This window comes from Sphingobacterium olei, assembly GCF_005048855.1.
In the GTDB taxonomy this organism is placed as follows: domain Bacteria; phylum Bacteroidota; class Bacteroidia; order Sphingobacteriales; family Sphingobacteriaceae; genus Sphingobacterium; species Sphingobacterium olei.
This window is the reverse complement of sequence record NZ_SUME01000003.1, coordinates 482,380-494,579: the sequence shown is the minus strand read 5'-3', so window position 1 is coordinate 494,579 and position 12,200 is coordinate 482,380. Positions and strand designations below refer to the sequence as shown.

Sequence of the window (12,200 nt, the reverse complement as noted above, 5' to 3'; positions counted from 1 at the left end):
TAGTATCTTCGCTACAGTTGATGTATAAAATATAATACACCAACGCATTGAGTTGTAAAAATTATAGCGATTAAATGAAAACAAAGAAACTAGTAGCAGGAATGCTCTTCATAGGCTTATGTCTAGTGTCGCAAGCACAAACAACAAACAAAAACAAAAGTACATCTGACCCAGATAACTTAGCAAAAGAATACTTCTCTCAAATTATGGGAGTTGCGGTTTCAGCAACTACCAATACCAAACTTTATCAATTTGTCTATGAATGGCTAGGTACTCCGTACCGATTAGGAGGTGATTCAAAAAGAGGCATCGATTGTTCAAAGTTCTCCCTTGCCCTTTACGAGAATGTTTTCAATACAACAATAGGCTACAACAGCCGCAACCAATATGCAAATGTAACTCCTATACGTAAAAATGATTTGCAAGCTGGTGATTTAGTTTTCTTTAAAATTAGAAGTCGGAGTATTACACATGTAGGTGTTTATTTGGGCGATGATAAATTTGCACATGCTTCTTCAAGCAAAGGTGTAATGGTAAGCAACCTGAATGAGCCTTATTGGAGCCGTTATTATTACAATGGCGGACGTCCGAAGACAGATGACGAAGATCGCATCATGACGGCCGACATCAATACAAATAACGATAATAATCTAAACTAATCTTATACTTTAATTTAGATTGCAAAAGTCCGAATGTGGTGCACATTCGGACTTTTTTTATTTGGTTAAATTCAGATTGCTTGATCCTTACGTTTGTCAATACAAAGCATTTTATCTAAATTTACATGGATAAGAAATGGATATGTCGACTAAAAAAACATTAATACTAAACAAGGAACAGATTAAGCAAAAATCAAGACGCATTGCCTATCAAATTTTGGAAGACAACTTTGAAGAAAAAGCTATTGTTTTAGTAGGGATTGCAGACAGGGGATATGTCTTTGCCCAAAGGCTTCAAAACATTCTTTTGGAAATCGCACCTGAAAAAGAGATTCAGCTTATTAAAGTCACTATTGAAAAAAACAAACGCAATTTAGAAGCGGACACCGATACTCCGGTAGATATTGCTAAAAATAGTGTAGTGATTATTGTAGATGACGTATTGAATAGTGGCCGAACATTAGCCTACGCACTTGGAGTATTCATCAATGTGCCCCTAAAAAAGATGCGTACAGCAGTTTTAATTGACAGAAGTCACCATATATTCCCGATATTCAGCGATTATTACGGCACTAAACTATCCACGATATTAAAAGAGCATGTGGAAGTCGTATTGGAAGAGTTTGATAAAGAAGAAGATGCAGCTTGGCTTTCCTAAACTACATTTTCTTCTTTTAGCCTCTCTTGATTTTCAATTTCATTCCAGGCTGAATAAGTGAACTTTTTAAGTTATTGTCAGCCTTGAGCTTGGATACGGTTATACCTTTATATTGATTAGCTATTCTATCCAATGAATCCCCCTTTTTTACGGTATAGACAATAGTAGTCGCAGCAGTTTTAGAAGAAGAAGTCGCTGTTTTTACATTTTTAGCCAATGTCGAATTAACCGGTTTTTGGACAATCAGTGTTCTGCCAGAGATGGAGGTCTTTATAGACAGCCCGTTCCATGCCCGTAAATTCTGAATAGAAACACCAAATTTTTTCGAAACAACAGCCAACGATTCGCCCCGTTTTACTTTATATCTTTTTTCGCCTACATTAGCCAGGCTGTAATCACCGTGATCATTAATAACGGGGGACGGTAAGGAAGATGGCGCATTCAATGCCAGATACAGCAAGCTGTCATTGGTATTTTCAGTAATGGGCAAAAGAAGTCTTTTGGGTTTTTCAGTCGTTCCATTTACAACCCCTCTTTTATAAGAAGGATTAAATTTTTTCACCTGCTCCAATGGCATATTCAGCGCTGATGCTACATGGGTCAAGTCGACCAGCTTATCGACCATCAAAACTTTACTTTCCAGATCCAAATCGGTTTCTGTTGGCACCAATCCATAATGATCGGCATTACTGAGCACATATGTCATGGCGATATACTTGGGTATATAATTCTGTGTTTCCTGTGGAAGGTAAGGCGAAAGCTCCCAAAAACTTGGTACGGCCATACCGGAGCGTTGAATCGCCCGTGCTACACATCCTCGTCCACAATTGTAAGAGGCCAGTGCCAACAACCAATCTCCAAATTGATCGTGAGCCTCTTTAAGATATTGTGTCACCGCATAGCTAGATACATACAAATCTTTACGTTCATCCACATAGTTATCCATATCCAAGTTGTAAGATTTAGCCGTGGCGTACATAAATTGCCAAGGCCCGACCGCACCAGATCGGGATATTAAATGTGGATCTAATGAAGACTCGACAACCGAAAGATACTTTATCTCTTCGGGTAATCCCATTTCATCAAATACTTGTTCATAAATTGGAAAAAAGTGTTTACTTAATCCCAACAAATTATTCATATATGGACGATAATTTTTTGATGTATATTTATCGATAAGAGATCTCACCTGTGAATTATAATCCAAAGGAATGATTTTGACAGTTCCGTTTAAACGTTTGAGAATCCCAGCATCCTCTGAGCCATTCCCTGTATTCGGATCTATAAATTCTCGGATAGAATCCAGTTGAGAAAAAATCTGTTGCTGACGCACGTCAATAAATTCAATCATGGAATTTTGTATTCCGGCTTTATGATCCTCGAGGGAGATCTCTTGAGCTACAACCTGCAAACAGGAAATCCCCAAACTGAAGGAAAACAGCACACTGCATTTTATCATACTTTCAGTATTAAGTTAAAATCTTCTGATATCCTCTTCGTATTAAAATCAACAACTATGAAAATACCATAAAGGTTCTTTCTAGCCTTTGAACACACAAGGCCAGAAAAAATAAAAGAGTTTCATTAAGGTTTTAGCTTAATGAAACTCTCAAACGATCAATACTATATTTTATTGATTGTTAGTTTTTTCATTGGTATCTCGTGCATCTGTATTAGCGGTGTCATCGTCTTTTTGCCCGTCCTTGAACTCCTTAACTCCACGCCCTAATCCACGCATCAATTCCGGTATCTTTTTACCTCCAAATAATAGAAGTACGATAACAAGAATAATGACGATCTCTTGTGCGCCCAATCCAAATAATAATAATCCTGATGTGTACATATCTTAATTTTCTAGCTCACATAGCATGAGTCTTTTCACAAATATAACTACTAATTTCTATAAATTACAATTTTAACGAGCTATCCATCCAGAAGGGTTCAATTCTCTTGTTCCTTGGAATACGCCAAAATAAACTACCGGATAACCTTCATCTGGATCATCGCCAGCCACACCAATCTGCTGTCCTCGACTCACTTTCTGCCCTCTTCGAACCGATACGCTTCTTAGATTAGAATAAGAAGTAAAATACTCGCCGTGTTTGATAACAACATACTCGCCAATCACTTGTACCACCTCACCTTCGAATACAGCTTTTACCGGCGCATTGGAAGCTGTGCGTATCGCAATATCCGGATTATCGGTCACCACACCATTGACCGAAGTACGACCAAATTCTTTAACCACATTACCTTGAGATACCGGCCAAGGAAGGCGCCCCCTATTCGACTGAAAGTCAGCGGATAACTTCGCGGCCTCTGGTGTAGATCTCAATATTTCACTATCCGTTTTTTTGGGTGTAGTCTTCTCGACCTCTGCTACTGTTTTTCCAGTACGCTTCGCTTCTTCCTCAGCGGCTTTTATTCGTGCAGCCTCTGCTTTCCGTCTTTCTTCCGCTATTTCACGTGCGATAGCCGATTTGATTGCCGCATCAATACGTTTCTTTTCTTGTTGTTTTTTTGTCAATTGACCTTTGTAAGAACGTTCTTCTCTAGCAAGTTGATTTAACTCACTAGCATGAGCGGAGCGATCCTTCGCAATCTTGTCGCGCTCCACCCGTTGCTCGGCAAGAAGTGCATTTTGCGTTTTCCTATCTCGCTCTAATTGTGCAATCTTTAATTCTATTTGCTTCTGGGTCCCTTCAATTTCTGCTGCTTTGACTTTTCGTGCATCACTAAATTGTTGCAGATACTTTACACGCTTGAAAGCTTGATTAAAATCCCTAGAAGCAAAAATGAACATCATTTTATTATAAGCGTTCTTATTACGAAAGGCAAACATGACCATTTTTTCGTAATCTCGTCGCATCTTCTCCAGCTCTGCTTTTAATCCGTTTATCGCGTTGGTATTAGAAGATATCTGGTTATTGATAAGACGCAGTTCACTATTAATGGTACTAATCTTATCTTCCCGAAGGTTTAACTGTTTACTCAAAGCATTTACCTCACGTTGTGAAAGGATCTTTTCTTGTGTTTTCTCACGCAAAATCTGATTCAATTGCGCGATCTCTGCGTCAATTTTTTCACGCTGCTTTTTCAATTCTGCGGAACTTTGAGCAAAGGCTACGTTTCCGCAAATAAATACAATGACTATACTAAACAGTATTTTTTTCAAATCCATGAAGGAGCAATTTCTTTATTCGAGTTCTTCAAACTTCCAAAAATAATCATATCTACCTTTCCTGCCTAATAAAACTACCGATTTAACAGCTTTTATGTTAATTTATTACTTTATATCGTGCAGGCGCAGTAAATGGAGTCTCAATAGATTGATTAAATTCTACTTTATTATATTCTAATAATGCTTCTACTTTTATCGTCTGCGCATTTAATCTCAGCTGTTGGGCCTGAGGAAACTCGTAACCCGCTGTCGACACGAACCGTCCATAGACTGCCTCAAGATTCTCGTTGCCTCCGACTGTATTTAACCGAAAGACTTTGGGCCTATCATTTTGGTTCAGGCTGTAGTGAAAAGCAAGATTGTCCTTAATACCGATGAGCTGTACCTCGTCTTCGCTGCTCGCGACGGTTAAATTTTCTGTTTTCAACAACGGTACCGAAACATTTGCCAACAGCAAATCCTGAAGCGTGGAGAAGGTTACCCCTTCTGTCGTATATCGATATATATAGCTAAAAGGCTTAACGATATATTCCCCTGGCAACTTATTCAATATCTTCACGCTATCGGGCGTGATCATTACACGGGCAACCTCGATGCCCAATAAAGCCGTTACAGCGATCCAAATTGCTCTATCGCGCTGAATCCGAATATTCAAAGTAACATCATGATTGGAATCTCCGAATGCCACTTTAGTCTTGGCTTTTCCAGAAAACGTATGAAAATCCAAATTATTCAGCGAATAATTACTGTTTGGAACTGGTTTCGTTTCCACTCCACTCCCGTCAACTTTAGCTATCTTTTTCTTCGTGCCACAAGCGAACACAAGCGTAAGACACAAAAATCCGGTCACCCATTTATTCCACATATCTTTTTTCTCTAATTTTTAGTTTTACTTTGTCACTGTCCATTCCTGTATCGGCAGCTAGTGTTAATGCTTTTTCCCACTGTTTTACGGCTTCTTTTATATTTCCGACCTTACTTAATATATCCCCGTAATGTTCATAAAGAACAGCCGAAGGATTTTGAGATTTCATTGCTTTCTCGATCCACAGCAAAGCATCCTTGTAATTCCCTTGTTGAAACAGTACCCAAGCATAGGTGTCCTGAAAAGTCGAAGAATTGGGTTCTATCTCGTTTGACAGCTTCGAATATTTAGCAGCTTTGTCCAAATCCTTCTTCCTTAACGACAAATAGTAGGCAAAATTATTCATAGCCGAGACATTTGTACTGTCCAACCGAATAGCCTCTTCATAAGCAACATCAGATGCAGCTTCCATTTTCAGTTGATGGTATAGATCACCTAATGATGCGTAAATAATAGATTGCAGGTAAGTATTGTCGTTCAGACTATTGTCCAAAGCAAATTCCAACATCTTACGTGAACTATCAAAATCCTCTTTTACCATATAGGCAAGCCCAGTGAAATACATCAGCATGGCATTACCGGGATTAACATTTAAAGCTTCCATACCATGCTGTACAGCGATATCAGCCTCATTTAATCCTAGATCAGTATTGATGAGCATGCGCCAAGCGTCAATGTGCTTCGGATTAATGCCTACTGCGGTCAAAAACAACGAACGTGCTTCCTGCGTATTCCCTCTTCGCCACAGGATCTCCCCTTTTAATACATGACTATCCGCTATACGGGGATGTCGCAATACCAACTCATTTGCCAACAGTTGTATTTGATCCAACGAAAATTCAGGGTTCTTTGGCGACATCAATGTAAGTAATACCCGATGTTTATCCAAAAAATCCACTCTATCTGATTTAAACGCAAGTACCAGCGCATCAAAGGCTAATTTATCCTTTTTTGACGCTTTTTGTGCATCCGCCAAGTCCAAATATAAAACAGGATCTTTGGATTCATCAATTCCCTTATGAATAATAGTAATAGCTTGCTTCGGATTTTTCTCCTGTAAATAGATAAAGCCTAGTGTACTATATACCTGTCTTATTTTGGATTTACCGCTCCATCGGTTTAAAAGTTGCTTTGCTTCTTCATTTCTTTTTAGGTCGACCAATATTTCAGCTTTTATTACGTCCAGCGTATCCGAAGACGGAGCATTCGCGGTCAGCTGGTCGTATACCGTCAAGGCATCCTGCGATTGTCCTGCATTGTGCAAGGTCATAATAAGCTCTCTGGAAATAGTGGAATCGTCTGGATTTTTGTTACGAAGGCTCCTCAACAATTCGATTGCTGCTGGCATGTCGTCATTCGTTTTATACAGTTCTAGTAAAAAATTAGCATACACTAAAGTAGGCTCATTGTCGTAAGCCAGTTTTGCATTATCTACGGCTAAATCAAAATTCTGGGTTTGACCATACAATAATGCTTTAGCATAGTACACTTCAGCAGCGTCAGGATACTGTAAAGTAATTTGATCTAAATCTTGAATAGCGCCACCAAAATCTCCAACCCTTAATTTATTCTCAACTTCATTAAGTTGATTTTTATACGGTTTAGTTTGCTCTTGACCCACTGTAACCGTTAAAAATACCCCACAATACAAACACGTTAACAGGAGGCGTAATGTATAACTTTTAGTTATTTTATGCATTAAATATCAAATATTCGTTTCTACTAAGGTACATATTGCCTTCAAATAAATGATAGCTGTAAGCGACAAAAGTTTAAAATAAAAAATCCTAAATAATGTTAAACGCAAAAAAGTAAAATACCCTTGATTATTTTTAAATAAAAATTGTACCTTTGCAGTCCAATTGTAGTGATTACAAACGGGACAATAAATAGTATTAATTAATTAAATAAAAGCAAGTGAATACGTTAAGTTACAAAACTGTCTCTGCCAACAAGAACACCGTTAACAAAGAGTGGATCGTTGTTGACGCTGAGGGCGAGATCTTGGGGCGCTTGGCCAGCGAAATTGCAAAAGTAATTCGTGGCAAACACAAGCCTACATTTACCCCACACGTAGACTGCGGTGATAACGTGATCGTTATTAATGCAGACAAAATTAAGTTGACAGGAAACAAATTAGGCGACAAAGTATACGTTCGCTACACGGGCTACCCAGGTGGTCAGCGTTTTGTTTCTCCGAAAGAATTATTGGCTAAACACCCTGAGCGCATCATTGAGAAAGCGGTTCGCGGGATGCTTCCTAAAAACCGTTTAGGACGTCAGTTATTTAGAAACCTTTTTGTTTATGCCGGTTCAGAGCACAAGCATGAGGCACAAAATCCAAAACCAGTTAAATTTTAAGGAGATCAACCATGTCAACAACTAATACTTCAGGAAGAAGAAAAACCGCTGTTGCCCGTATCTACTTAGGTGCTGGTAGCGGAAACATTACCGTAAACGGTAAAGATTACAAAGAATATTTCCCAACATTGCCTTTGCAATACATCGTTACGCAATCATTAGCTGTATCGGAGTCACTAGCAAGTTTTGATGTGAAAGTTAACGTTCATGGTGGTGGTGTTAAAGGCCAAGCAGAAGCTGTACGTTTAGCAATCGCTAAAGCGTTAGTAGAGCTTGACCCAGAAGCAAAACCAGCATTACGTGCGAAAGGTTTAATGACGCGTGACAGCCGTATGGTTGAACGTAAAAAACCAGGACGTCGTAAAGCACGTAAAAGATTCCAATTCAGTAAACGTTAATCAAAGGAGGATCAAAAAATGGCAAGAACAACTTATCAAGATTTATTGGATGCAGGTGTGCACTTTGGTCACCTTACACGTAAATGGGATCCGAAAATGGCTAAGTACATTTTCATGGAACGCAACGGTATCCACATTATTGACTTGAACAAAACGCTTACGAAATTAGAAGAAGCTTCTTCAGCTATCAAACAAATCGTAAAATCAGGTCGTAAAGTTTTATTCGTAGCAACGAAAAAACAAGCTAAAGAAATAATCGCTCAACAAGCTAGAACGGTAAACATGCCGTATGTAACTGAGCGTTGGTTAGGTGGTATGCTTACAAACTTCGCAACAGTGCGTAAGTCCATCAAAAAGATGTCTAACATCGACAAAATGCAAAAAGATGGTACATATGATGTATTATCTAAAAAGGAAAAATTGATGATTCAACGCGAGCGTATTAAGTTAGAAACACTTTTGGGTGGTATCGCTGACTTAAACCGTCTGCCTGCAGCTTTATTCATCATCGATGTAAAAAAAGAACACATCGCTGTAGCTGAAGCTATTAAATTGAACATCCCTACGTTTGCGATGGTAGATACAAACTCTGATCCTACTAATATCGATTTCCCTATCCCTGCTAATGATGATGCTACAAAATCTATCAGCTTGATCGCAGGAATCATTGGGCAAGCGATACAAGAAGGTTTAGACGAACGTAAACGCGATAAAGAAGAAGATGCGGAAAAAGAAGCAGCAGCAGCAAAAGCAGCTGTAGACAACGTTGACGAAGCTACTACTACTGAAGCTAACGCTGGAAAACGCACTCGTAAAGCAAAAGACGTAGAATAATATTCTATATTAAGCCGGAATGACAAGTGTTGGTTTCTGGAAGAATTGCTTCCTTAACCTATCGTGTCTTTCCGGTTTTTTTCTGAGAATGTCTGTACTCAATAGCAATCAAGAACCTTCTGGAGTTTTATAGCTGTAGGTGTTAGCGGTCTCATGAAGGTTTTTATTAAAAATTAACAAAGGCTTTATATACTATACCGTCATTGTTAATGTATCAATTGTAATTTTATAAAAAAGGAAAATATCATGTCAGTACAAATTTCTGCATCAGATGTAAACAAATTGCGTCAACAAACAGGCGCAGGTATGATGGATTGTAAAAAAGCATTAGTAGAAGCTAATGGTGATTTCGAAGCTGCTGTTGATTACTTGCGTAAAAAAGGAGCTAAAGTAGCAGCAAGCCGTCAAGACCGTGATTCTAATGAAGGTGTAATTATCGCTAAAGCTGCGGGTGATGGCAAATCAGGCATTGTAGTGGAGGTAAACTGTGAAACTGACTTCGTAGCGAAAAATGCGGACTTCATTGCTTTTGCTGAATCAGTAGCTGACGTTGCTTTAGCTAATAAACCTACCTCCTTAGACGATTTAAAAGCATTGGAAATCGGTGGTGCTAAAATTGCGGATCTTTTGATCGACCAAACTGGTAAAATCGGTGAGAAAATCGAAGTTTCAAAATATGAAACGATATCTGCGGAGAAAGTTGTTGCTTATATCCACGCTAATTACCGTTTAGGTGTTTTAGTGGGGCTTTCAGCTGATGCTGACGGTGTTGAAGAAGCGGGTAAAGATGTCGCTATGCAAATCGCAGCTATGAATCCTATCGCTATCGATAAAGATGGTGTAGACCAACACACGATCGACCGTGAGATAGCTATAGCGAAAGAGCAAATAATTGCTGAAGGCAAACCTGCGGAGATGGCTGAAAAAATTGCGGCCGGTAAATTGAACAAATTCTACAAAGAAACGACATTGTTAAATCAAGAATTTGTAAAAGATAGCTCTAAAAATATTTCTCAATTCTTAGATTCTGTATCTAAAGGATTAACAGTTACCGCTTTCAAACGCGTACAATTAGGTGCGTAATTAGTATTAAGGATTAGGTGCTTCGTTTCAACACGACTGTAACAAGACAGTCTGTTCAACTCATTGAACAGGCTGTTTTTTGTTTTATATACAGTAAACTTTTTTGTATTTTGGCGTTGAAGTAAATAAGCTATGAAATATAAGCAGATAAATAACAATTCTATTAATCAAATCATGTTAATTCTGATTATTATATTGATTTGTATTTTGATTTTCAAGAATCTGTTGTATTATCTACCGGGTTTTCTTGGTGCCATTACCTTGTACATTCTCTTCCGAAACGTTTATTTCAACCTCACCACTCGACGGAAATGGAATAGATCGGCGACCAGTATATTTTTCATTATATTATCCGTTGTGTTTATTGTACTCCCATTATGGGCAATTATTGACTACTTAATTCCGAAACTACGGAGTTTCCTCGGTGACCAACAAGATATTATTGCTAAGTTTAATACGCTAAAAATATATATGAGCGATAAGCCTTTTCTAAAGGATATCGATCTCTCGAATGAAGCACTGCTAGCTTCATTGCAAAGCCTTACCCGATATGTCCCGAGTCTGCTCAATTCAGTGGCAGAAGTTGGTATAAACATTCTAGTAGCCTTATTTGTGCTGTATTTTATGCAAGTGCACGCTAAAAGAATGGAAACCTATATTTATTCGGCAATTCCCTTATCGCCCAAAAGCAAAAAAGAAATTTGGGCGGAAGTAAAATTAATGGTCAAATCCAATGCAATTGGCATTCCCATCTTGGGTCTCTGCCAAGGTGTAGTTGCTATGGCCGGCTATTGGTTTTTCGGCATAGAGAATTATATCCTATGGGGCATGCTGACTGGCGTATCGTCTATTATCCCTGTGCTCGGCACGATGACCGTGTACGTTCCGATCTGTTTAATTACATTGGCTTCTGGGCAAACGGCAAATGCTATTGGTCTTTCGCTATATTGTTTTTTACTCGTGGGTGGTATAGATAACATTTTGCGGTTCACCATTCTAAAACAATTGGGAAATGTACCGCCTTTGATTACCGTCTTTGGTGTATTGTTAGGATTAAATATGTTCGGAATGCTCGGCCTTATTTTCGGACCATTAATATTATCTTCTGTAGGTCTACTCATCCGTATCTATGCGAACGAATTTGGTCGATCGTATGTCGCTGAAAAAGAGTTTACGGAGTAATGCTACAGCAGAAGCCTTCAAATATCAAAACATCGTAAATTGTGCTAGCCACTGTAATTTCACCGTCAAAATCAGGAAGTTAAGCAATCTCCATCATATTAATTGGACAAGTATTTCCGTAACTTGTATTTATAAAAATCAAAGATCATGGGACAATTAAAAGATAAAGTCGCTATCGTGACAGGAGGTGCATCCGGTATTGGCAAAGCCATTGTAGAACTTTTTGTAAAAGAAGGAGCAAAAGTGGTCATATCTGACCTCAACGAAGAATTAGGACACCAACTTGTCAATGAACTAGGTGATGGAAGTACGTTATTCATAAAGGCCGATTCGTCTGCTGCCGAAGACAACCAAAAAATAGTGGAGGCTGCGATCGAGAACTTTGGTGCGCTGCATATTGCCGTCAACAATGCCGGTATAAGTGGAGACGCTGCTATCGTCGGAGATTATCCACTAGATTCTTGGAAAAAAGTGATTGATATTAATTTAAATGGTGTTTTTTATGGCATGCACTATCAACTGCCAGAAATAGAAAAAGTAGGCGGAAGTATCATCAACATGGCCTCCATATTAGGCCAAGTAGGATTTGCCCAGTCTTCAGCCTATGTCGCCGCCAAACATGGTGTGGTCGGCCTAACAAAATCAGCTGGGTGGGAGTATGGATCCAGAGGCGTACGCATCAATGCCATTGGCCCTGGTTTTATTGCCACACCTCTCATCGATACGAATCTGGATAAGACGACTACCGACCACCTAGCTACTCAGCATGCTTTACAAAGGCTAGGAAAACCTGAGGAGGTCGCTGAACTTACCCTGTGGTTAGCTTCTGACAAATCTTCGTTTGTTACCGGCTCGTACTATCCTGTTGACGGCGGATACTTAGCCAAATAGTATACACTAATGCAATTGAAAGGCAGAAAGAGTCAATATTAAATTGAGCAAGATTCGGATTTTATCTGTACTTTTCAATTTCTAACTT

General features: G+C 38.9%; 13 protein-coding genes. 8 read left to right on the top strand and 5 right to left on the bottom strand.

The window, feature by feature from the left end; translation table 11 throughout:
• The first annotated feature begins 74 nt into the window (after positions 1-74).
• Complete coding sequence (locus FAZ15_RS09385) at positions 75-659, top strand: C40 family peptidase (protein WP_136901047.1); 585 nt, start codon at positions 75-77, stop codon at positions 657-659.
• A gap of 142 nt (positions 660-801) precedes the next feature.
• The gene (locus tag FAZ15_RS09380) at positions 802-1,317 is read left to right on the top strand and encodes a phosphoribosyltransferase family protein (RefSeq protein ID WP_136901046.1); all 516 of its coding nucleotides are present in this window, start codon (positions 802-804) and stop codon (positions 1,315-1,317) included.
• A gap of 16 nt (positions 1,318-1,333) precedes the next feature.
• Here FAZ15_RS09380 and FAZ15_RS09375 read toward each other — a convergent pair whose 3' ends face one another.
• From FAZ15_RS09375 to FAZ15_RS09355, 5 genes are all read right to left on the bottom strand, one after another.
• A complete protein-coding gene (locus FAZ15_RS09375; protein ID WP_136901045.1) occupies positions 1,334-2,776 on the bottom strand; it encodes a lytic transglycosylase domain-containing protein in 1,443 nt (480 codons plus the stop codon).
• A 171-nt stretch (positions 2,777-2,947) separates the two neighbouring features.
• Positions 2,948-3,160 carry a twin-arginine translocase TatA/TatE family subunit gene (locus FAZ15_RS09370; protein ID WP_136901044.1) on the bottom strand — a complete coding sequence of 71 codons (213 nt, stop codon included), beginning with the start codon at positions 3,158-3,160 and terminating at the stop codon, positions 2,948-2,950.
• 72 nt (positions 3,161-3,232) lie between these two features.
• On the bottom strand, positions 3,233-4,498 hold the full coding sequence (locus FAZ15_RS09365) for a murein hydrolase activator EnvC family protein (RefSeq protein ID WP_136901043.1): 1,266 nt from the start codon (positions 4,496-4,498) through the stop codon (positions 3,233-3,235).
• A 97-nt stretch (positions 4,499-4,595) separates the two neighbouring features.
• Positions 4,596-5,363: a DUF4292 domain-containing protein gene (locus tag FAZ15_RS09360; RefSeq protein ID WP_136901042.1), complete on the bottom strand. Its 768-nt coding sequence runs from the start codon at positions 5,361-5,363 to the stop codon at positions 4,596-4,598.
• Positions 5,353-7,062 (bottom strand): tetratricopeptide repeat protein, encoded by a 1,710-nt coding sequence (locus tag FAZ15_RS09355; protein ID WP_136901041.1) that lies wholly within the window; start codon positions 7,060-7,062, stop codon positions 5,353-5,355. Before FAZ15_RS09355 ends, FAZ15_RS09360 begins: the two co-directional genes overlap by 11 nt.
• A gap of 218 nt (positions 7,063-7,280) precedes the next feature.
• Between FAZ15_RS09355 and rplM the strand changes: the two genes are divergently transcribed.
• The 6 genes from rplM (at position 7,281) to FAZ15_RS09325 (ending at position 12,112) form a co-directional block, all read left to right on the top strand.
• Positions 7,281-7,724: a 50S ribosomal protein L13 gene (gene rplM, locus FAZ15_RS09350; protein ID WP_136901040.1), complete on the top strand. Its 444-nt coding sequence runs from the start codon at positions 7,281-7,283 to the stop codon at positions 7,722-7,724.
• 11 nt (positions 7,725-7,735) lie between these two features.
• Complete coding sequence (gene rpsI, locus FAZ15_RS09345) at positions 7,736-8,122, top strand: 30S ribosomal protein S9 (RefSeq protein WP_136901039.1); 387 nt, start codon at positions 7,736-7,738, stop codon at positions 8,120-8,122.
• Between the two features lie 18 nt (positions 8,123-8,140).
• Positions 8,141-8,956, top strand: coding sequence for a 30S ribosomal protein S2 (gene rpsB / locus FAZ15_RS09340; protein ID WP_136901038.1), 816 nt, complete (start codon positions 8,141-8,143; stop codon positions 8,954-8,956).
• A 246-nt stretch (positions 8,957-9,202) separates the two neighbouring features.
• Positions 9,203-10,039 (top strand): translation elongation factor Ts, encoded by an 837-nt coding sequence (tsf, locus tag FAZ15_RS09335; RefSeq protein ID WP_136901037.1) that lies wholly within the window; start codon positions 9,203-9,205, stop codon positions 10,037-10,039.
• A 132-nt stretch (positions 10,040-10,171) separates the two neighbouring features.
• Positions 10,172-11,221, top strand: a complete 1,050-nt coding sequence (locus FAZ15_RS09330) for an AI-2E family transporter (RefSeq protein ID WP_136901036.1) — start codon at positions 10,172-10,174, stop codon at positions 11,219-11,221.
• A 147-nt stretch (positions 11,222-11,368) separates the two neighbouring features.
• Positions 11,369-12,112, top strand: coding sequence for an SDR family NAD(P)-dependent oxidoreductase (locus FAZ15_RS09325; protein ID WP_136901035.1), 744 nt, complete (start codon positions 11,369-11,371; stop codon positions 12,110-12,112).
• Positions 12,113-12,200: the final 88 nt, after the last annotated feature.